This is a genomic window from Inquilinus sp. YAF38 (assembly GCF_052113205.1).
Classification (GTDB): domain Bacteria; phylum Pseudomonadota; class Alphaproteobacteria; order DSM-16000; family Inquilinaceae; genus Inquilinus.
The window spans coordinates 1-25,604 of the sequence record NZ_JBFRCU010000014.1; the positions used below are offsets into that span (position 1 = coordinate 1).

The following is a 25,604-nucleotide window of genomic DNA, read 5'->3' on the forward strand; positions in this document are numbered from 1 at the left end:
GGGCTTGGGGCTTGGGCGTGAAAGCCGCGGGCCAGCGCCTCCGCGAGCTCCATCAGCTCGGACAGCATCGCGGCGTCGGCCTCGATCGCGCCCGGCCACGCTACGGCATCCTCCCGCCGCCGGCGCAGCTTGAGCGCGACGGCGCGGCGGATGGCGAGGAAGAGGGTGCTGAAGCGGGCTTCGGCCTTGCCGGCACGGCCGAGATCGCCGGCTGCGAGGGCAGCGAGTGCTTGAGCCTGGAAGGTCCGGGCCATCTCAAGGGCGAGCTTCGTCAGCCCGGACAGCACCTCGGTCTCCCGGCCAGCCTCGTCGGCGGCCGGCGAGGCGGCGGAGGGAAGTCTCGGCTGAGGAGGCATTGACCATGCCTCCATTAGAACAAAACAGGAACATAAAGTCAAGCGGAAGCGCGCTGCGATGGCATCGTCATTGCACCGTCGGGCCGGAGCTGCTGGATGGCCAGGCCCCTTCGGGGCTCGCCATGACGGTTTGATCGAAGCCGTGCATCCAGACTGGCGAAACCTGTACGGCCTCTCCCGTAAACGGGAGAGCCAATCGGACGGCGCCTGATATGGCAAGGAAGAGACCGATCACCGGCTCGGCAATATCACACCGTCCCGGGGATCGGCTCCCAGCCCTGTGCCCCCAGGCGGAACTGCGGGATATGGCCGAGCGCCGTGACCAGGGCGGCATCGGCACCCAGCACCGGCTCCCAGTCATGCGCCTCGGTCAGGATCACGCCGATGCCGGCCACCTCGGCGCCGGCCGCGCGCACCAGCGCCAGCGACCCGGCCAGGCTGGAGCCCGTGGCCACCACGTCGTCCACCACCACGACCCGCTTGCCGGCGAGGAGCGGCACCGCGGCCCGATCCAGCAGCAGCCGCTGCTCTCCTTTCGAGGTGATCGAGGTGATGCTCTGCACCAGCGCGTCGCCGAGATGGATCTTGGGCGATTTCTGCAGGATGACGTAGCGGTCGAGCCCGAGATGGCGGCTGACCTCGATCGCGACCGGGATGCCCAGCGTGGCGGCGCCGACGACGATATCCGGTTTCAAGGGGGCCAGGCGCTCCGCCAGGGCGCGGCCGATATGGGTGCCGAAGGCGATTCCGGCATCGATCATCATCAGCAGCGAGATGGCGAAGTCCGGCTTGATCGGCACGATCGGCAGATCGACGGGCAGCCCCGCCACGTCCACCCGCCAGCTCGGCTTGTTCTGCTCCGTCACGTCCTGCGGTCTCCATTTTCGGCGGCCGGCAGCCGCTCCTCCACCAGCACCCCGACCCGGCGCCAGCTGCTGCGCCGCACCGCCGGGTCGAAGCCGTAGACCGACAGCGAGGTCGCGATCGCCTGAGCCATGCGGATGCTCTGCACCAGCAGCGGCACGCCGCGGGCCAGACCATAGCGCAGCCGGGTCCACAGCGGCACGTCGTCCAGCTCCATGCCGCGGGCGCGTTGGGCCTCGCCGATGCGTTCGAACTCGTCGCGCAGCATCGGGATCAGGCCGAAGATCAGGGCCAGAACCAAAGTCGCCATGGACGGCAGGCGCAGCGCGCTGGCCGCGGCTAGAATCGAGCCGGGGCTCGACGTCTCCATGACGAAGAAGAAGGCGCCGGTCGTCGCCACCAGCCGCGCCGCCATGCGCAGCGCCGTGGCCGCGGCCTCGGCCGGCGGGGCGCCCTGCAGCCAGAGATTGAGCAGCCAGGTGGCGAACACCAGGGTGAACAGGATCGCGGCACCCTTCAGATAGCCGCGCAGGCCCGGAAGCCGCAGCGCCAGCAGCACCGCCAGCACCGCCACCATCAGCAGCAGTGCCGGCACGGGCGTGCCGACAATCCAGGCCGCGGCGGTGACGGCAGCGGCCGCCAGCAGCTTGAGGAAGAAGTTCAGCCGCAGCAGCAGGCTCATGCCACCGCCTCCGCGGCTAAGGGCAGCGGCGCCGGCCAGCCCAGCGCCGCGAAGGCGGTGGAGCGCCAGCCCGCCTCCGGCGGCCCGTCATGGCGGATCCTGCCGCCATCCATGATCAGCAGCCGGTCGGCGACGTCGTCGATCAGCTCGAGGTCGTGCGAGACCAGCAGAGCGCCGCCGCCCCGGCCGCGCAGATCGTCGAGGAAACGATCGAGCAGCGCCCGACCGGCAAGGTCGCGCGCCAGCAGCGGCTCGTCGAGGATCACCAGCTCGGCCTCCGCCGCCGCGGCGCAGGCGAGACCCAGCACCGCCTGCTCGCGCGCCGACAGGGCGAAGGGGCTGTCCCCCGCCCGGCAGTCGAGGCCGAAGCGCATCAGCGCCGCCTGCGCCTTGGCGCGGACCTCGGCGCTGCCGACCGCGCGTGGATTGCCGGAGACGGCGAAGGCGGCCTCGTCCAGCACGGTCAGGTTGAACAGGATGCGCCGGACATTCTGCGGCACATAGGCGATGCGGCGGGCCCGGCGGGCGACGGTCCAGCCGCCGGCGTCCTCGCCGCCCAGCACGATGCGCCCGGCCGCAAGCGGCGACAGGCCCAGGATCGACTGGAACAGCGTGGTCTTGCCGGTGCCGTTCGGCCCGATCAGCCCTGCCACCTCGCCGGCCCGGACAGTGAGGTCGACGCCGTCCAACACCGGCCGGCCATCGCCGCGGCGCAGCCGGCTGACCAGTCCGATGGCCTCTATCAGGATCCGATCGGCGCCCGCGCCGCGGCGGCGGCTGCCGGCCCGGCGCCGCAGCGGCAGCAGCCCGTGGTCGAGCCACAGCCGGTCGTCGGTTGCCGCTTCGGCTATCGGCCGCGGCGTGCCCGCGGCGCCGTCCTTCTGCAGCAGCACGGCATCGGCGACTTCGGCCAACGCACCCGCATCCTGCTCCGCCGCCAGCAGCATCGGCAGATCCCCGCCCAGCCGGCCGAGCAGCCCGGCCAGGCGCCGCCGCGCCGCCGGATCGAGGCCGGTGGTCGGCTCGTCCAGCACCAGCAGCTCCGGCCCCGTCGCCAGCGCGGCGGCCAGGGCGACCATGCGCCGCTCGCCGCCGGACAGGGTCAGCACCCGGCGGCCGAGCAGAGCCTCGAGCGACAGGGCCGCGACCAGCTGCAGCACCCGGTCCCGCACCTGCAAGCCCGGCACGCCGCGGCTTTCGAGCGGGAAGGCGATCAGGTCCTCGACCCCGAGGTCCCAGAGCTGGTCGTCGAGGTTCTGAAACACGATACCGACGCGGCGGAACAGCTCGGTCCGGGGCAGGCCGCCCAGCTCGGCGCCGCCGAGGCGGACGGATCCGGCCAGCAGCGGCGGCCGGGACAGCTTCGGGATCACCCCGGCGGCCGCGGCCAGCAGGGTCGACTTGCCGGAGCCGTTGGCGCCGCACAGCAGCAGCCGCCCGCCCGGTTCAATCCGGAATGAGGTCGGCAGGATGGTGGGCTTCGCTGGGGCGAAGCCCATGCTCAGCGCTTCGATCTCCAGCACGCCCGGCGCCGGCCCTCAGAACCGGGTGATGCCGGCGGTCAGGCCGGACCCGGCCAGGATCTTCAGCGCCGGCTTCACCAGGAGCGGCGTGCCGATGATCATCGGCACGATGTCCGACAGGCCGAGATACAGCAGCCCCCACCAGAACGGGAAGATGCCGAGGAAGGCCAGGCTGGCCGCCACGGCGGCCACCATCACCAGCCCGACGACCAGGCAGGTGGCGGCGATCTTCGCCAGCCCGGCGGTGTCGATCGGCTTGCGGGCCGGGTCGAACAGCAGCCCGGGCGCGGCGCCGGTCAGCCCGACCATGAAGCCGTCGACGATCAGCGTGTGGGCCGGGATGAAGGTGCCGGCCAGCAGCGACCAGACCAGCGACCCGACATAGCCGCAGATGAAGCCGCTGCGGAACCCGAACAGGATGCCGACCAGCGGTGGCAGGAAGGCGAAGATGCGCCACTGGATGACGCCGGGCACCAGCTGGATCGGGTTGGCGTAGCACCACAGGACGCCGGTGGCGACGCCGGCGACCAGCGCCAGCACGATCGGGAACAGGATGTTGCGTTCGGTCTTGACGGTGGTGATGTCGGTCATGGCGGGACCTCGCTTTCGTCTCAAATTCGAAGCAAGGCCCGTGCCAGCCGCCGGAGGGCTCAAAACCGCCGGCTCCGCCCTCCCCTCGCCGCCTCCCGGTGGGGCACACTGCACAGAATGTGGTCAGCTTGCGCAGGCGGTCTCCGGGCGCAGCGGCGAGGCCAGGGCCAGCTCCGGCCGGATGCAGGCGCTGAGGTGCCCCTCCCCGACCGCCTGCAGCGGCGGCACGATCTCGGCGCAGGCCGGCAGGGCGTAGCGGCAGCGGGTGCGGAAGGCGCAGCCGGAGGGCGGCGACAGCGGGCTGGGCAGCTCGCCCTTCAGCAGGATGCGCTGGCGGCGCAGCGTCGGGTCCGGGATCGGCGCGGCCGACAGCAGCGCCTCGGTGTAGGGGTGGCGCGGCGTCTCGAACAGCGCCCGGGCCGGGGCGATCTCGATGATCCGGCCGAGATACATCACCGCCACCCGGTCGCAGATCTGCCCCACCACCGCCAGGTCGTGGCTGATGAACAGGATGGTCAGGTCCAGCCGCCGTTTCACCTCCATCAGCAGGTTGATGATCTGGGCCTGGACCGAGACGTCGAGGGCGGAGACCGGCTCGTCCGCCACCAGCAGCCGCGGCTCGGTCACCAGCGCCCGGGCGATGCCGATGCGCTGGCGCTGGCCGCCGGAGAATTCGTGCGGGAAGCGGTCGGCATGGCTGGCGGACAGGCCGACCGTCTCCAGCGCCGCCGCCACCCGGGCGGCCCGCTCCGCCGCCGGCGGCGGATCTTTCTGCACCCTGAGCGGCATGGCGACGATGCGGCCGACGGTCATGCGCGGGTTCAGCGACGCCGCCGGGTCCTGGAACACGAATTGCAGCCGCGGCCGGATCGGCTTCAACTGCCGGCGGCCGAGATCGGTGATGTCGGTACCCTCGAACAGCACCCGCCCGCCGGTCGGCCGCATCAGCCGCAAGAGGGTGCGGCCCAGCGTGCTCTTGCCCGAGCCGGATTCGCCGACCAGGCCCAGCACCTCGCCCTGCGTCACGGTGAAGGAGACGCAGTCGACCGCGCGCACCTGCAGCCGCTCGCGGCCGAACAGCGAGCCGCCGACCGGGAAGGACTTGCTGAGCTCCTGCAGCTCGAGGATGGGCGGCGGTGTCGTCATCATGCGCCTGCCGCCTCGATCTCGCGCCACCGAAGGCAGCGCACCACCCGGCCATCCGCCTCCTCCAGCGCCGGCACCGCGGCGTCGCAGGCGCCGGGCCGGGCGTGGCCGCAGCGCGGGTGGAAGGAGCAGCCGGGCGGCAGCCGGCCGGGGTCCGGGACGCTGCCGGGGATGGCCGGCAGCACGCCGCCGCCGAAATCCAGCCGGTCGATCCGCGGCACCGAGCGCAGCAGCCCCTGGGTGTAGGGCATGCGCGGCCGCTGCAGCAGCCCGACGGCGTCGCCGCGCTCGACGATCCGGCCGGCATACATGACCATGACGCTGTCCGCGATCTCGGCCACCACGCCGAGATTGTGGGTGACGAAGATGATCGCCATGCCGGTCTTGGCCTGCAGCGATTTCAAGAGGTCGATGATCCCGGCCTGGACGGTGACGTCCAGCGCCGTGGTCGGCTCGTCGGCGATCAGCAGGCTGGGGTCGCAGGCCAGGGCCATGGCGATCATCACCCGCTGGCGCATGCCACCCGACAGATGGTGCGGCCAGGCGGCCAGGCGCCGCCGCGGCTCCGGGATGCCGACCAGCTCCAGCAGTTCCTCGGCCCGGGCCAGGGCCTCGCGCCGGCCGAGGCCGCGATGGTAGGTCACCGCCTCGGCGATCTGGTCGCCGATCCGGTGCACCGGGTTCAGCGAGGTCATCGGCTCCTGGAAGATCATCGAGATCTCGTCGCCGCGCACCGCCCGCATCGCCTCGGGGGCGAGCCGCAGCAGGTCGCGGGCCCGGCCGTCGCGCCCGGCGAAGCGGACCGACCCCGTGATCGTGCAGCGCGGCGCCGGCGGCAGCAGCCGTAGCACCGCCAGGCTGGTGACGCTCTTGCCCGAGCCGGATTCGCCGACCAGCGCCAGGGTCTCGCCGCGGCGGACCGAGAAGGAGACGTCGTTGACCACCGTCACCGCCCCGGCTTCGCCGCGGAAGGTCACGGCCAGGTCGCGGACCTCGAGGATCGGGGCGTCGGTCATCACGTTTCCAGCCGGGCGTCGAGCGCGTCGCGCAGCCCGTCGCCGATGAAGTTGAAGCTGGTCACCGCCAGGGTGATGGCGATGCCCGGGACCAGGGCCAGCCAGGGCGCCGAGGTCAGGTATTGCTGGGCGTTGTTCAGCATGTTGCCCCAGCTCGCCGTCGGCGGCTGGATGCCGTAGCCGAGGAAGCTGATATAAGCCTCCATCAGGATGGCGCGGGCCACCGTCAGGGTGGCGGCGACGACGATCGGGCCGACGGCGTTGCGCAGCAGCTCGTCGACCATGATGCGGGCGTCCGACGCGCCCATCATCTCCGCCGCCAAAGTGAAGTCGCGCTCGCGCAGGGTGCGGATCTGGCTTTCGACCACGCGCGCCACCTCCATCCAGCTGGTCGCGGCGATGATCAGGGTGATGGTGATCGGGTCCGGCTTCAGCAGGGCGGCGAGGGTCAGCAGCAGGAAGACGGCGGGGAAGCACAGCATGGCGTCGACCAGGCGCATCAGCACCGCCCCGACGGCCCTTCCGTAATAGCCCGCCACCACCCCGACGGTGGAGCCGACGATCGTGCTGATCACCATCGCGGCGAAGGCGACGGACAGCGAGATCCGCCCGGCCATCAAGAGCCGGGCGCAGAGGTCGCGGCCGAGCGGGTCGGTGCCGAACAAATGCCACCCAGTCAGCGGCGGCGCGAAGCGGGCGCGCATGTCGATGCGCAGATCGTCGAAGGGCAGCAGCCAGGGCCCGGCGACGCAGGCCAGCACCAGCAGCAGGATGCAGGCGACGCCGATCATCGCGAGGCGGTGCCGGCGGAAGCGGCGCCAGCCACGGTTCCCGGTGCGGCGGGCGGTGTCGACGGCGGCGTTGGGGTCGGCGGCGGTCGCAGTCATCGTCCCTCCCCTCAATCCAGCCGGATGCGCGGATCGGCGACCGCGCAGAGGATGTCGGCCAGCAGATTGCCGAGCAGCACCAGCACGGCCGAAAACATCAGGATCCCCATCACCACCGGATAGTCGCGGTAGCCGAGGGAGTCGAGGAACAGCCGGCCCATGCCGGGCCAGGTGAACACCGTCTCGGTCACCAGGGCGCCGCCCAGCAGCGCCGGCAGCTCCAGCCCGGCCAGGGTGATCATCGGCAAGAGCGCGTTGCGCAGCGCATGCCGGATCAGCACCCGCTTCTCCGGCAGGCCCTTGGCCCGGGCGGTGCGGATGTAGTCCTGGTTGATCACGTCGATCATCGAGGCGCGCATGTAGCGGCTCCAGATCGCCACCTCGACCAGCGCCAGCACCAGGGCCGGCGCGATCAGGTGATGCAGGAAGTCGAGCAGCGACCCGTCGCCGACCGTGTACATGCTGCCGGCCGGCAGCCATTGCAGCCGGACCGAGAAGATGTAGATCACGACCAGGCCGAACCAGAAGGTCGGGATCGACAGCGCGACCATGGCCCCGACCGTTGCCAGCATGTCGGCGACGGAGTAGCGCCGGACCGCTCCCATGACGCCGATCCAGACGCCGAGCAGCACCGCGATCAGGATCGCCGTCGCCATCAGCTCGAGCGTGGCGAAGAGGTGTGAGCCGATAACCGAGAGCACCGGTGACTGGTCGCGGTAGGACCGCCCCCAGTCGCCGGTCAGCAGCCGGCTGGCCCATTCCCAGTATTGCACCGGCAGGGAGCGGTCGAGGCCCATGTCATGGGCGATCTCGGCCAGCCGCGCCTGGGTCATGCCCGGCACCAGGGCGAATTGCGACAGCGGGCCGCCCGGGGTCAGGTGCAGGATGGCGAAGCCGATCATCGACACGAGCCAGAGCAGCAGCAGGCTCTGCAGCACGCGGCCAAACAGGAATTGCGCCATCGCGTCCTCCTTACCCGGGCGATCGCCTCCCTCAGCTCGCCCAGTACCAGGTGCGGGCGTTCCAGCAATTCTCCTGGACGTTGACGTTGGGGGTGAAGCCAGTCAGCCCCTTCTTCACGCCCTGGACCATGGCGTATTGGAAGATCGGCAGGTAGGGCAGGTCCTTGCGCGTGAACTCCTGCATCTTGAAATAGGCCGCCTTGCGCTTGGCCGGGTCGACCGTCGACGCGCCCTCGGCCAGCAGCTTGTCGACATCGGCGCTTTCATACTGCGTCGTGTTCTGGCCGCCGCCGCCCTTGGCGCCGATCGAGCGGCTGGAGAAATAGTCGGTCGCATCCGGGTCCGGGCCGACCATGAAGTAGATCCCGACCATCGCCGTCTCGAACTTCGACTGCATCCAGTAATCGCCCCACATCACCGCCGGGGGCAGGTTGTTGATCGTCATCTTGACGCCGATGTCGAGCCAGTTCTGCTGCAGCAGCTGCTGCGCCTGCTCGCGCACATGGTTGCCGGCGGTGGTCGAGTTGACGAATTCGAGCCGCACGCCGTTCTTCTCGCGGATGCCGTCGCCGCCCGGTTTCCAGCCGGCGGCGTCCAGCATCTGCTTGGCCTTGTCGGGATCGTAGGCCTGCTTCGGCAGGTCCGGGTTGAAGGCCCAGGACTGCTTCGGCAGGAAGGATTCGGACGGTGACGGCAGGCCGTAATAGATGCTGTCGATGATGCTCTGCTTGTCCATCGCGGTGTACAGCGCCTCGCGCACCGCCGGGTCCTGGAAGATCGGCAGCCCCTGGTTGAGGGCGATGTTCTCGATGAAGGCCTGCGGCACCGGCGAGACGTCACGGTCGGCCAGGCCCTTGGCCTCCTCGTAATGGTCGGCGGTGATGCCCTGCAGGCCGATATAGTCGATGTCGCCGGTGGTGAACTGGGTGAACAGCACCGTCAGGTCGGGGATGTACTTGATCACCAGCCGTTCCAGATACGGCCCGTCCAGATGGTAGTCCTCATGCGCGGCCAGGGTGATGTGGTCGCCCGGCACGCGCTCGACCCATTTGAACGGCCCGGTGCCGACCGGCTTGGTGGCGAAGACGGACGCGTTCGGGTCGGCCTCCTTCTCCAGCAGGTGCTTCGGCACGATGAAGGTCCAGGACAGGATCGACGGATAGGGCGCGTAGGGCTTTTCCATCTTCCAGGTCAGCTCGGTCGGGCTGACCACCGTCAGGTCGCGCACCAGCTCGTGCCCGGCGCGGCGGGCGGCGCGGAACTTCGGGTTGTTGTTCAGGTCGATCGAGAACTTGACGTCCTCGGCGGTGAACGGCGTGCCGTCATGCCATTTGACGTTGTCGCGCAGCTTGATGCGCCAGGTCAGCCCGTCGGCCGAGACGCCGCCATTCTCCAGCGTCGGCACCTCGGCCGCCAGGTCGGGGACGAACTTGCCCTCGGGGTCGACCTGCCACAGCGGGCTGAACAGGTTGAAATAGACGCCCTCATCGACCTCGATGTGCAGCATCAGCGGGTTGAACACCGTCGGCTCCTGCGACAGGCCGATCACGGCCTGGCCGGTGGCTTTGGTGGGCGGCCCGGCAGCGCGGGCGGCCTTGACCCAGCCCTGGCCGGGGCCGAGCCAGACCGCCGTGCCGGCGGCGAGCCCCGCGGCCAGCAGGCGGCGGCGGGTGGTCTGGGCGAATGGAAGATCCCTGGTGTCGTCGGTCATGGTGAAGCTCCCTTATTCGTTGCCTCCAAGGCCCGGCGGGGGCGGGTCTGTGCCCGTCTCCCCGCCCGGCCGTCTCACACCCCGGCCATCGGCCGAGGCTTCGATCCATCGGTAAAGYGTGAGAAGCGGAAATCCTTCGGGTCGACGATCGGACGGGCGCCGGTCGCCAGGTCCGCGGCCAAGTGCCCGGCGCCGGGGCCTATGCCGAAGCCGTGGCCGGAGAAGCCGGTCGCCACCACCAGGCCCGGCACCGCCTCGACCGTCGAGATCACCGGCACCGCATCGGGCGTGACGTCGATCAGCCCGGCCCATTCCTGCACCACCTTGGCCCCGGCGAAGGCCGGGAACTGCTTGGCCAGGGCGTCCATGGCCTTGCGATTGGCGGCGCGGTCCGGCTCCGGGTCCAGCACCCGGGCCTTCTCATAGGGCGAGACCTGGTCCAGCGGCACCGGCGCCGCCTCGCGCCACTCCTGCAGGAAGCGGTCGTCGAGCCGGATCTTCAGCCCCGACCATTCCATCCGCAGCGCGGGCAGGAAGTCGTTGAAGAAGCGGACGCTGTCCGGCACCAGCGGGGCGATGTTGGAGTTGCCGTTGGCGATGGTGTAGCCGCCATCCTGGCGCTTGCGCAGCGCGAACTCCTTCGACCACATCGCCGTCTCCGGCGCGCCCTCCAGCGGCGCCGTGCGCTGCACGCTGGCCCGGACCTTGAGCTGCGGCAGGGTCAGGCCGAGATCCTTGAGGAAGCGCCGCGACCAGGCGCCGCCGGCCACGATCACGCTGTTGCAGGCGATGCGGCCGCGTTCGGTGACCACCCCGGCGATGCGCCCGCCGGCCCGGTCGACGCCGCGCACGGCGCAATCGGTCAGGATCGCGGCGCCGGCCCGGCGTGCGGCGCGGGCGATGGCGGGGGCGGCGCGCTGCGGCTCCGCCCGCCCGTCGGAGGCGGAGTACAACGCCGCCTTCCAGCGCCCGCCGGCACCGGGCATCAGCCGGTCGAACTCGGCCGGGGAGATCAGCCGGGCGTCGAGCTGATAGGGCCGCGCATGCTCCAGCCAGGCCTCATACTCCGCGATCTCCTTATCGGTCTCGATCGCGAACAGGATGCCGCTCTGACGGAAGCCAGTCTCGGCCTCCACCGTCTGGTTCATGCCCTCCCACAGCCGCATGCTCTCGATCACCAGCGGGATCTCCCGCGGATCGCGCCGGGTCTTGCGGCACCAGCCCCAGTTGCGGCTCGACTGCTCGCCGGCGATGTGGCCCTTCTCGCACAGCGCCACCGAGACGCCTCGCTGCGCCAGGGCCAAAGCGGCGCTGGTGCCGATGATGCCGCCGCCGACGATGACCACGTCGGCGCGCTGCGGCAGCACGGCATCCGGCTCGACGCTGTCGACCTGCAGCCCCATCAGCGGCCTCCCCGCACGGTGATGACATGCATCGGGCTCACCAGCTGTCCTCCAGGGTCGAATTGATCGGGATCTCGGCGATGCTCGCCGTGTCGGGCAGGTCGAGCAGGAAGGCGACGATCCGTGCCACGTCCTGCGGCTGGGTCATCGCCTCGGGCGGCCGGTTGGCGAGGCCCGCGGCCATGTCGGTGGCGACGAAGCCGGGGCAGATCGCGGTGGCGCGCACGCCCTCGTCCCAGCCGGCATGGCGGATCGCATGGGTCATCGCCAGCGCCGCGAACTTGCTGACGGCATAGAGACCGGAGGTCGCCGACTTCACCCGCTTGCCCGACAGCGAGGCGATGGTGACGACGCGGCCATGGCCCGAGGCGACGAGATGCGGCCAGGCCGCCCGCACCAGCCGCAGCGGCGACTTGACGTTGACCTGGATCAGGTCGTCGAGGTCGGCGTCATCGGCCGCGATCACCGTCTTCGGGATCATGATGCCGGCATTGGCGATGACCGCGTCGATCCGGCCGAACCGCTCGGCCGTGGCCTCGGCCCAGAGCCGCTCGGAGTCCGGGTCGCGGGCGTCGAAGCGGTGGACCAGGGCGCCGTCGGACGGCGTCAGCCGCGCCGGGTCGCGGGCGCCGAGGCTGAGCCGCCAGCCGGCGCTGGCCAGGGCGGTCGCGATCTCGGCGCCGATGCCGCGGCCGGCCCCGGAGATCATGGCGACGCGGGCGGTCGTGTCAGACGACATGGAGGTGCCTTCCGTCAACGCCTGCTGTCGGATGCTCCCATTCCCCAGCCAAACCCCAACGCGTCCCCCCTCCCCTCGCGGGACGGGGGACAGGCGTCGTCGTTGGAGCGCGTTGCCTCTCCCGCTTGCGGGAGAGGTCGGACATCCGAAGGATGTCCGGGTTAGGGCCGTCGTGGTCTTGCCGAAGGAGCGGCCTTGCCAACAGCGAGCAAACGACCCGTTCACCATTCCGGCGCCGCGGCTCGGATGATCGCGGCCGCTGGCCCTCACCCGGAGCCGCTTCGCGTCTCCGACCTCTCCCGCAAGCGGGAGAGGCAACGCAAGCTACAGAGGCTAATCCCCCGGCGGCGCCTGCTCGACATAGCCGACATAGACCTTGCGCAGCAGGTGCAGCAGGTCGGCCTGTTCCTCCCCGCTCAGGATCGAGAAGAACTCGGCGGACTGCCGTTGAGCGACAGCGCGCACCTGCCCGGCCACACGCTGCCCCTTCGGTGTCAGGTACAACTCGCGGGCCCGGCGCTCCTCCGGCGAGATCTTCTGCTCGACCAGCCCGGCCTGCTGCAGCTGGTCCAGCAGCCGGCCCATGGCCGAACGGTCCTTCAAGATGAAATGCGCCAGCACCGAGGGCCGGATGCCCGGGTTGCGGCCGACCAGCAGCAGCGTCGAGATCTTGCCGGTGCCGCCCGCCACCTCGAGCGCCGCCATCTGCTCGTCCAGATCGCGGCTGACCAGCATGTTGACGGTGCGGACGTAGAAGCTGAGCAGGTCGGTGAAGATGTCGAAGTCGATCTCCGAGAAGTCGATCGTCTTCGGGACCTGCGGATTGCGCCGCGGGCCGGCGCGGCCATCGCTCGTGGCGGACATAGCCGTCCTTGGTTTCGCTGAGGTGGGTCAAACCGGGGGTCCGCATGGTCAGAAGGGCGGCGGGTCGAGGCCGTCGCGGCGGGCGGCGCGCTGGTCGCGGATCCGCGACCAGGCCAGCATGACGCGCGGCATGAAGCTCATATAGACGGGCGTGCGCTGCAGCTTCTCGATCGGCAGCGCCAGGTCCCGCGGCGGCGTTCCCGTCGCCCAGTCGGCCAGAACCGTGCCCATCATCGTGCCGGTCGGCACGCCGCGGCCGGAATAGCCGAGCGAGGCGATCACGCCCGGCGCCAGGCCGTACAGCCGCGGGAAGGTGCGCGGCTGCATGTCGAGCGCGCCGGTCCAGCTGTACTGGAAGTCGACATCGCCGATCTGCGGCAGCAGCCATTGCAGCTTCCGGCGCATCAGGTCGTGGGTATATGTCGGATCCGTGCCACGCCGCCCCTCGACGAACAGCGAGGTCACCAGCCGCCCGTCCTTGTCGAATTTCCAGATCGAGATGTCGCGCCGGCTGTCGACCACGGTGTTGTTCTCCGGCGCGATCGTCCGCCGGACGTTGTCGCCGAGCGGCTTGGTCGCCAGCACGGCGACGCCGAGCCGGGCGAAGCTCTGCTCCAGCCCCGGCCAGTAGCCGTCGGTGTAGGCGCCGGTGCCGCACATCACCTTGTCGGCGACGACGGCGCCGGTCGGCRTTTCGACCCGCCAGCGCCCGCCCTGCGGCCGGATCGCGGTGACCGGCGAGCCGGTGAAGACCCGGGCGCCGCGCGACATCGCCGCCCGCGCCAGGCCGCGGGCGTAGCCGAGCGGGTTGAGATGCCCGCCCTCCGGATGGATCCAGCCGCCGCAGAAGCGCGGCGACCCGGTCAGGCGCTGGGCCTCGTCGCGGTCCAGCATCCTCGTGGCCTTGCCGACCGCAGCATACTCCCGGCAGCGCCGCTCCAGCTTCGCCAGGGCGGCGGTGGCGTGGGCGGCGTGGATGTAGCCGGTCTGCACCGCCTCGCAGTCGATGCCGTAGCGGCGGATGATGTCGAAGACCAGGTTGGCGGCGTTGGTCTGCCGCTCGATCAGCCGTTCGGCGAAGGGCTCGCCCAGGATGCGCCGGACGGTGGCGATCTCATGGACATGAAAGGTCGGCGTGCAATGGCCGGCGTTGCGGCCGGATCCGCCATGGCCGATCTGCGCCGCCTCCAGCACCACCGCGCCGACGCCGCGCTCGCCGAGATGCAGCGCGGTCGACAGGCCGGTGTAGCCGGCGCCGATGACACAGACCGGCGCGTCGATGGTGCCGTCCAGCGCCGTCGTCTCCGGCGCTGCGGCCGCCGTGGCGAACCACAGCGACGGCTCAAGTGGTGTCTTGTGCATCATGTCCTCCTCATCCTGGAAGAACTGACACAATTCCGATGAGAGAACGCAGAATGCCTATCGCAGGCGCATCATGCCTTCTTTTTCACCAGAACTTGGCGCGGCAGCATGCGATCAAGCAAGTCCGGATCTGAGACCGGTCTCAGGATTGATCGTTTCTTGGCAACTGAGATTATGATTGTGATCGTCCACTATCGACGGAGTCAAGTGTCAAGTGAGGGATTGATGCTCGTCCCCTCAGGCGAAGGAGGACTGGTCCAGCGTGGTCGCGGAATAGAAGCTGAGGCCGCCCGGCAGGTTGCGGAACCCTTGCAGCGCCTTGCGCATGGCGAAGCCCTGGGCCCGGTAGGCCAGGGTCACCATCGGCGCCTGGTCCAGCACCAGCTGGCCGGCCTTGGCGTAGATCTCCTTCCGCTTCGCCGTGTCGAACTCGCCCCGCCCCGCCGCCAGCAGCTCGTTCAGCCCGGGCACGGTGATGCCAGCGCTGCGGATATAGGACGGCGACAGCGAGGAATCGACGAAGGAGGACAGGCTTTCCGGGTCCGGGCTCTCCATCGCCGTGCCCATCACCGCGAACTCGTATTGCCCGCGATTGCCCAGGCTGACCCGGGTCGGCCAGTCCGGCATGTTGAGCTCGACCTGGATGCCGAGCTCGGCCAGGTTCTGCTGGATCACCTCGGCCGTGCTCTTGTGCATGCCGTACTGGGCGGTCGACAGCAGGGTGCAGGAGAAGCCGTCGGCCACGCCGGCCTCAGCCAGGAGGGCCTTTGCCTTGTCGAGGTCATGGCGCCAGCCATGCGCCGCCGCTTCATCATAGAAGGGGGTCTCCGGCGGGAAGGGTAGCCCCTCCAGCGGCGCACCGCGGCCGAAGAAGGCGGCCTGCACGATCTCGTCGCGTTTGATGCCGAGCGCCACCGCCTTGCGGATGCGCGGGTCGGCGAAGGGCCCGGCCTTGCCGTTGAAGGTCAGGTACATGAAGGGGCCCAGCTGGTTGTCCAGCTTCAGGTTCTGGTCGGCCTCGATCGACTGCATCGACTGCCATGGGACGTAGTCGATCAGGTCGACATCGCCAGCCTGCAGCGCCGCCACCCGCAGGGTCTCGTCCGGATAGGCGATGACCTTGACCGCCTTCAACTTCGGCAGGCCGGGCTTGTAGTATTTGTCGAAGGCGACGAGGTCGAGCGAGACGCCGCGCTCCTGCCCCTGCAGCACGAACGGCCCGGCGCCGCTGCCGAGCGGGTCGTCGGCGGTCGACCCCTTCGCCACGATCGGCATGTAGTAGTTGGCGAACCAGTGCGGCACGCACACGGTCGGCTGCTTCATCACCAGGCGCACGGTGCGGTCGTCCGGCGTCTCGACCCGCTCCACCCCCTGCAGCTGGGTGCGCAGATAGGCGGTCGATTTCTCGCCGGCGACCTGCTCGATGTTCCACTGGATGTCGGCGGCGGTGACCGGGGCGCCGTTGTGGAAGAAGGCCTGGCGCAGTCGGAACACCCAGGCCTTGTCGCCCTCCGGCTGCCAGCTCTCGGCCAGCTCGCCCTGCAGGCTGCCGTCGGCGGCGTAGGACAGCAGGCCGCGATGCAGCAGCGCCGCGACCGATCCCGCCGCGCCGCCGGAATTGATCCAGGGCTGCAGATTCGGCGGATAGCTGGAGAGGCCGAAGCGCAGCGTGTCCGGCGACGCCTGGCCCCAGGCCGGCAGGCGCAACGCCGGCAGCACGGCGCCGGCGGCGAGCCCGGTGGCGAGCAATGTGCGACGGGACAGCAGCATGATGGCCTCTCCCTGTTTGTTGTCGTGGTCAGAGCACGGCGCCGTAGACCCTCTGCGCCGTCTCCCGGTCGATCCGTCCCTCGGCGACATCGCGGCGGACCGCCTCGGCCGCGCGCCCGGCCGGTGGGCCGTAGCCGCCGGCGCCCGGCGTGATGATCTCGATGACATCACCGCGCTTCAGGTCGCCATTGCCGTGGTCGAACGGGGCGACGCCGGGGCCGAAGACGAAGCCGCCGCGGCCGCCCGCCATCCCGCCCTCCAGCCCCCAGGGCGCGGAGCGCAGGCGCGAGCCGTCGATATGCACACGGCAATCGGCCTCGGCCCGGTAGACCCGGCTCAGCCCCATGCCGCCGCGCTGCGTTCCCGGCCCGCCGGAGCCGTCGACCAACTCGTAGCGCAGCAGGGTCAGCGGATATTCCAGCTCCAGCGCCTCGGCCGGCAGGTTGGAGGTGTTGGTCATGTGGACATGGACGCCGTCGAGCCCGTCCTTGCCCGCCCGGGCGCCGCTGCCGCCGCCGATGGTCTCGAGATAGACCCACAGGCCGCCGGTCTTCGGGTCGCGCCCCATGAAGGTGGCCGAGGCGCAGGAGCCGTTGCTGGCCGCGGTCAGCCGCTCCGGCACCGCCTGGGCCAGGGCGCCGTGGATCAGGTCGGCGATGCGCTGGCAGGTCGCCACCCGGCCGTTGACCGCCGCCGGATGGACGCAGTTCAGCACCGTGCCCTCTGGCGCCGTGACCGTCAGCGGCCGCGCCAACCCGGCATTGGGCAGGATGGTCGGGTCGACCACGGTCTTCACCGCGTAGTAGACCGTCGACAGCAGCGCCGTGTAGACGACGTTGAGCCCGCCGCGGACCTGCGGCGGGCTGTCGAAATGCAGCGTCATCTCGTCGCCGGCCACGGTGATCTCGACTGCGAAATCGAGCTCGCCGTCCAGCTCCGGGTTGTCGAAACGGTCGTTGAAACGGTAGGTGCCGTCCGGGATCGCGGCGATGCCGGCGCGCATCTTGCGCTCGGCATAGTCCTGCAGCGCGGCGCCGGCCGCGAGGACGACGTCGACGCCGTATTTGGCGCACAGCGCCGTCATCCGCTGCACGCCCAGCCGGTTGGCCGCCATCTGCGCCCGCAGGTCCGACAGCCGCTCGCGCGGGACCTGGCAGTTCAGCAGCACCAGCTCCTGCACATCGGCCTGCAGCTGGCCGGCGCGGTACAGCCGGATCGGCGGGATCCGGATCCCCTCCTGGTAGATATGGGCGTGGCCGCGGTCGGCGAAGTCGGCGTGATGGGCGGTGTTGACCGCCCAGGCCACCATCCGGCCGTCAACGAAGATCGGCTCGGCCAGCACGATGTCGGGCAGATGGGTGCCGCCGCCCTCATAGGCGTCGTTGCCGATGAACACGTCGCCCGGCCGCATCTGGTCCAGCGGGTGGCGCTTCATGATGTGCGGGATGATGCCGATGAAGCTGCCGAGATGCATCGGGATGTGTTCGGCCTGGCACAGCGTGTTGCCGGCCAGGTCGAACAGCGCGGTGGAGCAGTCGCGCCGCTCCTTGATGTTGGTCGAGTAGCTGGCCCGGACCAGCGCCTCCCCCATCTCCTCCGCGATCGAGGCGAAGGCGCTGCCGATGACCTCGACCGTGATCGGGTCGAGCGCGGCCTCGCTCCGCTGCGGGACGGCGACGCTCATCGGACCTCCAGGACCAGGTTGAGATAGGGTTCGACACGGGCCGTCATGCCCGGAAGGATGATGGTGGTGCTGTCCATCTGCTCGACCACGGCCGGGCCGGCGATGCGGTTGCCGGGCTTGAGCTGGGCGCGGTCATAGACCGGGCAGGACACCCAGCCCCCCGCCTCCGGCAGCCAGACCTCGCGCACGCCGGTGACGGCGTGGCCCGCCTCCGGTCCCGCATCGGGCTGCGGCTGGAAGCTGGCCTTGGTGACGACGCCCGCCGCCTCGACCCGGAAGGTGACCAGCTGCACCGGCTCGCCCGCGGCGACGAAGCCGTATTGCCGCTCATGCGCCTTGGCAAAGCCCGCCGCCAGCGCCTCCAGCGTCGCCGGCCCGACCGGCCCGTCCGGCAGCGCCACCGGCAACTCGTAGTTCTGGCCGGCATAGCGCATGTCGACGGTGCGGGTGACCCGCCGGGCGCCCTGCGGCACCTCCTCCTGCGCGAACCACGCCTCGGCCCGGACCAGCAGCCCGTCGAAGGCGGCCTCAACCGCGGGCAGCGCCGCCGGGTCCAGCGTGGTCAGCCGGGTGGCCGCGAAATCGGCACGCAGGTCGGTCAGCAGCAGCCCCATGGCGCAGAGGATGCCCGGAGTCTGCGGCACCAGGATGCGGCCGATGTCGAGCTCCTTGGCCATGCGGGCGGCGTGCAGCGGGCCGGCGCCGCCGAAGGCCATCAGCGTGTAGTCGCGCGGGTCGTGGCCGCGCTGCACGCTGATGACGCGGATCGCCTTGGCCATGTTGGCGGTGACCACGGTCAGGATGCCCTGCGCCGTCTCCATCGGCCCCAGGCCCAGCCGCTGCGCCAGCCGGCCGATCGCGGCCTCGGCCAGGTCGCGCCGCACGGCCATGCGGCCGCCCAGCAGCGACACCGGGTTCAGCGTCTGCAGCACGACATTGGCGTCGGTCACCGTCGGCTCGTCATTGCCGTGGCCGTAGCAGACCGGCCCCGGAAAGGCCCCGGCGCTGCGCGGCCCGACCTTGAGCAGGCCGCCGCTGTCGACAGTGGCGATCGAGCCGCCGCCCGCCCCGACCGTGTGGATGTCCAGCATCGGCGCCTTGATCGGATAGCCATGCACCACCGCCTCGCCGGCCAGGCGGCACTGCCCGCCGGCCAAGAGCGCGACATCGGTGCTGGTGCCGCCCATGTCGAAGGTGATCAGGTCCGGGAAGCCGGCGATCGCCCCGATCGCCTGGGCCGCTACGACGCCGGTGCTGGGGCCGGACAACACGGTGCGGACCGGCAGCCGCGCCGCCGTCTCGAAGCTGATGACGCCGCCATTCGACTGGGTCAGCCGCGGCGCCGCCTTGACCCCGATCTCCGCCAGCCGCCGGCCCAGGCGCTCGATATAGCCGCGCATCACCGGGCCGAGATAGGCGTTCACCACGGTGGTCGAGACCCGCTCATATTCGCGGAACTCCGGCGCCACGCCATGCGAGGCGCAGGCGAAGGCCTCCGGGAACTCCTCGGCCAGGATTCGCAGCGCCGTCTCCTCATGCTCGCTGCGGACGAAGCCGTACAGGAAGCTGACCGCCACCGCCTCGACCCCGGCCGCGCGCAACTGGCGCACCGCCCGGCGCAGCGCCGCCTCGTCCAGCGGGGTCTCGACCGAGCCGTCATGGCGGATGCGCTCCGGGATGTCGATGCGCAGGTCGCGGCTGACCAGCGTCTCGGGCTTGTCGGCCTGCAGATCGTACAGGTCCGGGCGCTTCTGCCGGCCGATCTCCAGCAGGTCGCGGAAGCCGTCGGTGGTGAGCAGGCCGGTGCGGACGCCGCGGTGCTGGATCAGCGCGTTGGTGCCGACCGTGGTGCCATGGCCGAAATAGCCGATCTCGCCGGGCGCGGCGCCGACCCGGGCCGCCCCCTCCTCCACCCCCTGGACGATGCCGCGGGATGGGTCGTCCGGGGTCGAGGAGACCTTCCAGACGTCGAGCCGCCCGCTCGTGTCGTCGAACAGGCAGACGTCGGTGAACGTCCCTCCGGAATCCACGCCAATGCGCCAAGCCATGCGAGGTGACCTCACGAAACCGAAGAACCAGAAACCATCGCGCGCCTCCTGAGCCGCGGCCCGCAGTAGGACCTTGGCGAAGCACGCATGGCGGAACGGGGCGGGTCGACGGTGCCCGGACCGTCCGGCAATCGCGAAACGATGCTAGGCAGCCTCGCGCCGTCATGGAAAATTCATTTATTCGAGCTTTCCATTCCGAAACGGAATGAGCAGGGACCCATGCACAAGATCAAGATCCGGCACCTCGAGACCCTGATGGTGTTCATGAAGACCGGATCGGTGACCGAGGCCGCGGCGGCCTTGGGCACGACTCAGCCGAACGCCAGCAAATCGCTGAAGCAGCTGGAGGATTCGATCGGCATCTCGCTGTTCCAGCGAAGCGGCGGCCGGCTGCAGCCGACGCCGGAGGCCGAGATCCTGTTCACCCATGCGGCCCGGCTGATGGAGGAGCTGACCTTCTTCGAGACCCTGTCGGTCGATCTGGCGCGGCTAAAGAGCGGCTTCGTCCAGGTCGCGACGCTCGCCACCTTCGGCGTGGCGCTGCTGCCGCTGGTGGTCGAGGGCTTCAACACCCGCTATCCGGACGTGTTCGTCCAGATCGACATCCTCGATTCCGACAAGATCCATTCCTTCGTCAGCCGCGGCAACTACGACCTCGGCCTGGTCCACCACCCGAGCCAGGAGATGGACCTGATGGCGCAGACGCTGCGCACCGGGTCGATGGTCTGCATCATGCCGCCGGCGCACCCGCTGGCGCGACAGGCCGGGATCAAGGCGTCCGACTTGGCGGGCCTGCCGCTGATCACCTATCCGAAGACCCTGCCCTTCGGCGCCGCGGTCGCCAAGACGCTGGCGGATGAGGGCGTGCAGATCCGCAACCCGCTGTCGGCCAATCACAGCCATGTGGTGCGCAAGCTGGTCGAGCGCGGCCGCGGCCTGGCCCTGGTCGACGAGTTCTCGGTCTGGGACGCGGCGGCGGCGCCCGGCATCGCGATCCGGCCCTTCATCCCCCGCATCCCGGTCTCGATCGGCCTGATCGTGCCGAAGCGCCGGCCGCTGTCGCTCGCCGCCCAGGCCTTCCTCGCGACGCTGCAGGATGCGCTGGCCGCGCCGCCGTTGTAGCAGTGCCGCGAGTGCGGAACTCCCGCATCTCATTTGCTTGATACAAATGCGGAGATCCCGCACTATCCCCTCATGAAGACGCCGACGGCATTCGATTGGGATGACGCCAAGGCAAACGCCAACTTGGCCAAACACGGCATTCCATTAACCTTCGCCGTCCGGGTGTTCCTCGATCCGGCTCACGTGATCGAGGAAACCATCCGCGCCGAGGACGGTGAGGCTCGCCACAAGGCGATCGGCGCCATCGGCGGCAAGCTATACGCCGTCGTCTTCACAATGCGCGGCGACGCCTGCCGGCTGATCTCGGCCCTGCGGACGAACCGGAAAGAGGATCGGATCTATGGCTAGGTTCACGCTGGACCCGAAGAACCCGCCCGAGCTGACGCCGGAAGAGCAGGCCCGGCTCGAGGCGATGACCGACGAGGAGATCACGGCCGCCGCCCTGAGCGATCCCGACAATCCGCCGATGACCGAGGAGGAGATCGACCGGATCGCGGCGGCCCGGGCCGCCAAGATCGCGCGCCAGCGCACGGGCCTGACACAAAGGGAGTTCGCCCGGCGCTACCGGATCAATTTCGGCCGGCTGCGGGATATCGAGCAGGCCCGTAATGCCCGGGCCGACAGCGCCCTGGTCGCCTATCTGACGGTGATCGCCCACGACCCGGAGGCCGTCGACCGCGCCCTTTCGGTCACTGCAACATAGCCAAGCGCTCCAGCATCCGTGCGTAAAAGGCCGGTGCGTCGCATCCGGTCAGCCACAGGCCGTTGGCCGGGCGGCCGGAGATGCCCCACCAGTCGACCACGGTCATGCCCAGGGTCAGCGCCGATGCCGTCTCGATCTCGACATTGCAGCGCCGGCCGGTGAACAGCTCCGGCCACAGCAGGTAGCCGACCGCCAGCGCATCATGCAGCGGCCGGGTGGCGGTGCCGTATTTCTCGTTCCCGAAGCGCTGGAAGAACCGCATCATCCCGGCCCCGGCGGCCCCGACGCGGGTGCCCAGCGCCGCCAGGTCGGCGGTCCAGCTGTCCGGCGTCGGCGCCGCATAGGTGCAGTCGATCGGCACGACGACCAGGTCGATGCCGGCGCCGAACACGATGGCGGCGGCGTCGGGGTCGACCAAGATGTTGAATTCCGCCGCCGGGGACATGTTGCCGCCCTGGAAGAAGCCGCCGCCCATCAGCACGATGCGGCGGATCTTGCGGGCGATGGCCGGGCAGCGGCGGAGCGCCATCGCGATGTTGGTCAGCGGGCCGACCGGCACCAGGGTGATCGCGCCATCCGGCCGGGCCAGCAGCGTCTCGACCATCCAGTCGACCGCATGGCCGGGCTCCGGCGGCCGCGCCGGGACCGGGAAATCCCAGCCGTCCAGGCCGGTCTTGCCGTGCACCTCCTCGGCGAAGCGGGCGGGCCGCAGCAGCGGCCGCTCGCAGCCGGCCCGCACCGGGATCTCCGGCCTTCCGGCCAGCTCCACCACCCGCCGGGCGTTCGCGGCGGTGACCCCGACCGGCACGTTGCCGGCGACGGTGGTGAGGCCGAGGACCTCGAGCTCCGGCGACGCCAGCGCCAGCAGGATGGCGAAGGCGTCGTCCTGCCCCGGATCGGTGTCGATGATGATGGCTTCGGCCAAACTCGCCTCCTCGTTCTTCAGAAAAATGTATACAAAAATTAGTTTCTGTATACAGATATCCCAAACAGGGGAGCTTGCGCATGGGTCGGGGAGAATTCTCGAACATCCCGGTGCTCGACGTGTCGCCGCTGCGCGGCGGCGCGAGGCCGGAGGACCGGGCCGGCACGGTGGCCGAGCTGCGCCGGACGCTGGAGACCATCGGCTTCGTCTACCTGGCCGATCACGGCGTGCCGGCGGAGCTGGGCGAGCGGCTGCACCGGCTGTCGGTGCAGTTCCACGACCTGCCGGCCGAGACCAAGCTGCGCATCCGCATGAACGAGGCGCATCGCGGCTACATGCCGTTCAGCACCTCGACCATCGTCACCTCCTCCGTCGCCGCGGTCACCAAGCCGAACCAGAGCGAATCCCTGATGGTGATGCATGACCTGGCCGAGGACGACCCGGCGCAGGGCGAGCCGCTGCAGGGCCCGAACCAGTGGCCGGCGGAGATCCCGGAGCTGCGGCAGGCGGCGCTCGACTACATGCGGGCGATGTCGGCACTGGGCCGCGACATGGCGGTGGCGATCGCCGAGGCGCTGGGCCTGCCGCCGACATATTTCCTGCCCCACTTCGACCGCCCGACCCTGTTCCTGCGCCTGCTGCACTATCCCGAGCAGCAGCGCGAGGAAGGGTTGTTCGGGTCGGCCCCGCACACCGACTACGGCTTCATCACCCTGCTGGCGCAGGATTCGGTGGGCGGGCTCGAGGTCCGCAACCGCGCCGGCGACTGGATCCCGGCGCCGCCGATCCCCAACACCTTCGTGATGAATGTCGGCGACATCCTGGCGCGCTGGTCGAACGACCGCTTCGCCTCGACCCCGCACCGGGTGCTGAACCTGAGCGGCCGCGAGCGCTATTCGCAGCCCTTCTTCTATGACCCGTCGATGGACACGGTGGTCGATTGCCCCGCCGCCATCCTGACCCCAGGCGAGGCGCCGCGCCACCCGCCGGTGCGCTACGGCGACTATCTGCTCGACCGGCTGAACAAGAACTACGCGTACCGCAAGAAGGCGTCCTGAGAACGCCAAGGGACCCGGCAGAGGTCCCATTGGGAGGCGCCGCCCGGGTCGGCGGTCCACAGCGAGGCCACGAACAGCGGAGATTGAGACATGCAGCCCACTCGACGGCAGGTTGTCATGGCATGCGCGGCCCTGATGGGCCCGGCCATGCTGCGTTTCCCGGCCCTGGCGGCCGCGGCGCAGGAGCTGGTGATCACCACCTATGGCGGGGTCTGGGAGGCGTTCTGGCGCAAGAGCCTGGTGCCTGCCTTCGAGACCTCGACCGGCGCCAAGACCAAGCTCGACATCGGCTTCGGCCGCACCTTCACCTCGACCCTGCGGGCCGCCGGCAAGGACCAGCCGCCCTATTCCATGGTGATGATGAACGAGGTCTTCGCCTCGCTGCTGCGCAAGGAAGGGTATTTCGAGAAGTTCGACCTCTCGCTGGTGCCGCACTACAAGGATCTGTACCCGATCGCCCAGACCGGCGACGGCTGGGCCGCGGTCGGCATGATCTCGCCGCTGGGCCTCGGCTACCGCACCGACCTGGTCCAGACCCCGCCGAAATCCTGGAAGGATTTGTGGACCAACCCGGAGTTCCAGGGCCGCATCGGCCTCTACAACATCGTCAACTCCGCCGGCAAGGCGATGGTCATGCTGACCGGCAAGCTGTTCGGCAGCGGCCCGCAGGACCTGGACAAGGCCTATGAGAAGCTGAGTGAGCTGGCGCCCGTGCTGCAGACCGACTTCAACATGTCGACCCTGATGTCGACCGGCGAGATCGTGGTCGCGCCCTATGATTTCGGCGAGATCGCGCGGCTGAAGCACCAGGGGCTGCCGGTCGACTGCATCGTGCCGGAGGAAGGCCTGCTGATGTGGGACCAGACCTTCAGCATCTGCGCCAACGCCCCGGCGCGGGAGCTGGCCTACAAATACATCGATTTCATCCTGTCGCCGGAGACGCAGCTGATGCTGGCGCGGGAGTTCTTCGTCTCCCCAGTCAACCGCACGGTCGAGGTGCCGGAGGACCTGCGCGCCGACGTGCCGGTCTATGGCGAGCAGATGAGCAAGATCCTGACCTGGGACTGGGATTGGGTGAACGCCAATGCCACCGAGATGACGGAACGCTGGAACCGGACCTTCCAGTGACAGCGGTCGTCATTTCAGAGCTGACCCGCAGCTTCGGCGCGGCCCGCGCGGTCGACCAGCTGTCGCTGTCGATCGCAAGCGGCGAGTTCGTCTCGCTGCTGGGCCCGTCGGGCTGCGGCAAGACCACCACGCTGAAGCTGATCGCCGGCTTCGAGGAGGCCGAGCACGGCAGCATCGCCTTCGACGGGCGCGATGTCTCGGCCCTGCCGCCGGAGCGGCGGGACATCGGCATGGTGTTCCAGTCCTACGCCCTGTTCCCGCACATGACCGTGGCCCGCAACCTGGCCTTCGGGCTGGAGATGCGGAAGGTGAGCCGGGCCGAGATCGCAACCCGTGTCGCCAGGGTGCTGGAGATGGTGCAGTTGCGCGGGATGGAGGAGCGCTATCCGCGCGAGCTCAGCGGCGGCCAGCAGCAGCGCGTCGCCCTGGCCCGGGCGCTGGTGATCGAGCCGAGCATCCTGCTGCTGGACGAGCCGCTGGCCAATCTCGACGCCCGGCTGCGCGACGAGATGCGGGTGTTCATCCGCGACCTGCAGCGGCGGGTCGGCATCACCACCATCTACGTCACCCACGACCAGGCCGAGGCGATGACGATGTCCGACCGCGTCGTGGTGATGTTCGGCGGACGCATCGTCCAGGCCGGCGCGCCCGAGGCGATCTACGAGCGGCCGGCCGATGCCAGGGTGGCCAGCTTCGTCGGCCAGGCCAACCTGCTGCCCGGCATCGTCGTGGCCAACGGCGCCGACGCCAAGATCCGCACCGTGTTCGGCGACCGTGCGGCCGACGGGCTGAACGGCACCGCGCCGGGCACCCCGGTCAGGGCCCTGCTGCGGCCGGAGGCGATCACCCTTGCCCCCGCCGGCATCGGCACCACGGCGACGGAGGGCGTGGTCGAGGGCCGCTACTATCTGGGCAACATGGTCAATTACCGCATCCGGCTGCCGGACGGCAGCGATGTCGAGGCCCACAGCCTGACCCAGACCCGCTTCGCCGAGGGGCAGCGCGTGGCGGTGCGGCCGCCCGCAGCCCCGCTCTGGATCGTCCCGGAGGCGCCATGATA

Annotated in this window: 24 protein-coding genes; 6 read left to right on the forward strand and 18 right to left on the reverse strand. The window is 70.0% G+C overall.

The window, feature by feature from the left end; genetic code table 11:
- The 17 genes from AB4Z01_RS08740 to AB4Z01_RS08820 form a co-directional block, all read right to left on the reverse strand.
- Positions 1–287: hypothetical protein (locus AB4Z01_RS08740; protein WP_441692473.1), on the reverse strand; the 287-nt coding region annotated here is incomplete at its 3' end.
- Positions 288–604: 317 nt separating this feature from the next.
- Positions 605–1,222, reverse strand: coding sequence for a phosphoribosyltransferase family protein (locus AB4Z01_RS08745; protein WP_441692475.1), 618 nt, complete (start codon positions 1,220–1,222; stop codon positions 605–607).
- Positions 1,219–1,902 carry an energy-coupling factor transporter transmembrane component T family protein gene (locus tag AB4Z01_RS08750; protein ID WP_441692476.1) on the reverse strand — a complete coding sequence of 228 codons (684 nt, stop codon included), beginning with the start codon at positions 1,900–1,902 and terminating at the stop codon, positions 1,219–1,221. Before AB4Z01_RS08750 ends, AB4Z01_RS08745 begins: the two co-directional genes overlap by 4 nt.
- Positions 1,899–3,425, reverse strand: coding sequence for an ABC transporter ATP-binding protein (locus tag AB4Z01_RS08755; RefSeq protein WP_441692478.1), 1,527 nt, complete (start codon positions 3,423–3,425; stop codon positions 1,899–1,901). Before AB4Z01_RS08755 ends, AB4Z01_RS08750 begins: the two co-directional genes overlap by 4 nt.
- A gap of 15 nt (positions 3,426–3,440) precedes the next feature.
- The gene (locus AB4Z01_RS08760; protein ID WP_441692480.1) at positions 3,441–4,016 is read right to left on the reverse strand and encodes a hypothetical protein; all 576 of its coding nucleotides are present in this window, start codon (positions 4,014–4,016) and stop codon (positions 3,441–3,443) included.
- Between the two features lie 123 nt (positions 4,017–4,139).
- Positions 4,140–5,165: an ABC transporter ATP-binding protein gene (locus tag AB4Z01_RS08765; protein WP_441692482.1), complete on the reverse strand. Its 1,026-nt coding sequence runs from the start codon at positions 5,163–5,165 to the stop codon at positions 4,140–4,142.
- Positions 5,162–6,178 (reverse strand): ABC transporter ATP-binding protein, encoded by a 1,017-nt coding sequence (locus tag AB4Z01_RS08770; protein ID WP_441692484.1) that lies wholly within the window; start codon positions 6,176–6,178, stop codon positions 5,162–5,164. The genes AB4Z01_RS08765 and AB4Z01_RS08770 overlap by 4 nt, the downstream gene beginning before the upstream one ends.
- Complete coding sequence (locus AB4Z01_RS08775) at positions 6,178–7,065, reverse strand: ABC transporter permease (protein ID WP_441692485.1); 888 nt, start codon at positions 7,063–7,065, stop codon at positions 6,178–6,180. Before AB4Z01_RS08775 ends, AB4Z01_RS08770 begins: the two co-directional genes overlap by 1 nt.
- 11 nt (positions 7,066–7,076) lie before the next feature.
- The gene (locus AB4Z01_RS08780; protein WP_441692487.1) at positions 7,077–8,027 is read right to left on the reverse strand and encodes an ABC transporter permease; all 951 of its coding nucleotides are present in this window, start codon (positions 8,025–8,027) and stop codon (positions 7,077–7,079) included.
- A 31-nt stretch (positions 8,028–8,058) separates the two neighbouring features.
- Positions 8,059–9,738 carry a peptide ABC transporter substrate-binding protein gene (locus AB4Z01_RS08785; protein ID WP_441692488.1) on the reverse strand — a complete coding sequence of 560 codons (1,680 nt, stop codon included), beginning with the start codon at positions 9,736–9,738 and terminating at the stop codon, positions 8,059–8,061.
- 74 nt (positions 9,739–9,812) lie between these two features.
- A complete protein-coding gene (locus AB4Z01_RS08790) occupies positions 9,813–11,141 on the reverse strand; it encodes an NAD(P)/FAD-dependent oxidoreductase (RefSeq protein ID WP_441692490.1) in 1,329 nt (442 codons plus the stop codon).
- 37 nt (positions 11,142–11,178) lie between these two features.
- Positions 11,179–11,880, reverse strand: coding sequence for an SDR family NAD(P)-dependent oxidoreductase (locus AB4Z01_RS08795; protein WP_441692491.1), 702 nt, complete (start codon positions 11,878–11,880; stop codon positions 11,179–11,181).
- 333 nt (positions 11,881–12,213) lie between these two features.
- Complete coding sequence (locus AB4Z01_RS08800) at positions 12,214–12,744, reverse strand: MarR family winged helix-turn-helix transcriptional regulator (RefSeq protein WP_441692493.1); 531 nt, start codon at positions 12,742–12,744, stop codon at positions 12,214–12,216.
- 48 nt (positions 12,745–12,792) lie between these two features.
- Positions 12,793–14,106 (reverse strand): NAD(P)/FAD-dependent oxidoreductase, encoded by a 1,314-nt coding sequence (locus tag AB4Z01_RS08805; protein ID WP_441692495.1) that lies wholly within the window; start codon positions 14,104–14,106, stop codon positions 12,793–12,795.
- 237 nt (positions 14,107–14,343) lie between these two features.
- Positions 14,344–15,876, reverse strand: a complete 1,533-nt coding sequence (locus tag AB4Z01_RS08810; protein WP_441692497.1) for an ABC transporter substrate-binding protein — start codon at positions 15,874–15,876, stop codon at positions 14,344–14,346.
- A 28-nt stretch (positions 15,877–15,904) separates the two neighbouring features.
- Positions 15,905–17,560: a hydantoinase B/oxoprolinase family protein gene (locus AB4Z01_RS08815; RefSeq protein ID WP_441692499.1), complete on the reverse strand. Its 1,656-nt coding sequence runs from the start codon at positions 17,558–17,560 to the stop codon at positions 15,905–15,907.
- On the reverse strand, positions 17,557–19,608 hold the full coding sequence (locus tag AB4Z01_RS08820) for a hydantoinase/oxoprolinase family protein (protein WP_441692500.1): 2,052 nt from the start codon (positions 19,606–19,608) through the stop codon (positions 17,557–17,559). The genes AB4Z01_RS08815 and AB4Z01_RS08820 overlap by 4 nt, the downstream gene beginning before the upstream one ends.
- 219 nt (positions 19,609–19,827) lie before the next feature.
- Between AB4Z01_RS08820 and AB4Z01_RS08825 the strand changes: the two genes are divergently transcribed.
- The 3 genes from AB4Z01_RS08825 (at position 19,828) to AB4Z01_RS08835 (ending at position 21,433) form a co-directional block, all read left to right on the forward strand.
- Entirely contained in the window at positions 19,828–20,730 is a 903-nt protein-coding gene (locus tag AB4Z01_RS08825; protein WP_441692501.1) for a LysR family transcriptional regulator, read from the forward strand.
- A gap of 72 nt (positions 20,731–20,802) precedes the next feature.
- A complete protein-coding gene (locus AB4Z01_RS08830) occupies positions 20,803–21,078 on the forward strand; it encodes a BrnT family toxin (protein WP_441692503.1) in 276 nt (91 codons plus the stop codon).
- Positions 21,071–21,433 carry a hypothetical protein gene (locus AB4Z01_RS08835; RefSeq protein WP_441692504.1) on the forward strand — a complete coding sequence of 121 codons (363 nt, stop codon included), beginning with the start codon at positions 21,071–21,073 and terminating at the stop codon, positions 21,431–21,433. Before AB4Z01_RS08830 ends, AB4Z01_RS08835 begins: the two co-directional genes overlap by 8 nt.
- Here AB4Z01_RS08835 and AB4Z01_RS08840 read toward each other — a convergent pair.
- Positions 21,420–22,358, reverse strand: coding sequence for a nucleoside hydrolase (locus AB4Z01_RS08840; protein ID WP_441692506.1), 939 nt, complete (start codon positions 22,356–22,358; stop codon positions 21,420–21,422). The genes AB4Z01_RS08835 and AB4Z01_RS08840 overlap by 14 nt on opposite strands.
- 80 nt (positions 22,359–22,438) lie before the next feature.
- On the opposite strand from AB4Z01_RS08840, the gene AB4Z01_RS08845 reads away from it, so the two are divergent.
- The 3 genes from AB4Z01_RS08845 (at position 22,439) to AB4Z01_RS08855 (ending at position 25,602) form a co-directional block, all read left to right on the forward strand.
- Positions 22,439–23,416 carry an isopenicillin N synthase family dioxygenase gene (locus tag AB4Z01_RS08845; RefSeq protein ID WP_441692507.1) on the forward strand — a complete coding sequence of 326 codons (978 nt, stop codon included), beginning with the start codon at positions 22,439–22,441 and terminating at the stop codon, positions 23,414–23,416.
- A gap of 117 nt (positions 23,417–23,533) precedes the next feature.
- On the forward strand, positions 23,534–24,544 hold the full coding sequence (locus AB4Z01_RS08850) for an ABC transporter substrate-binding protein (protein WP_441692508.1): 1,011 nt from the start codon (positions 23,534–23,536) through the stop codon (positions 24,542–24,544).
- Positions 24,541–25,602 (forward strand): ABC transporter ATP-binding protein, encoded by a 1,062-nt coding sequence (locus AB4Z01_RS08855; RefSeq protein WP_441692510.1) that lies wholly within the window; start codon positions 24,541–24,543, stop codon positions 25,600–25,602. The genes AB4Z01_RS08850 and AB4Z01_RS08855 overlap by 4 nt, the downstream gene beginning before the upstream one ends.
- Positions 25,603–25,604: the final 2 nt, after the last annotated feature.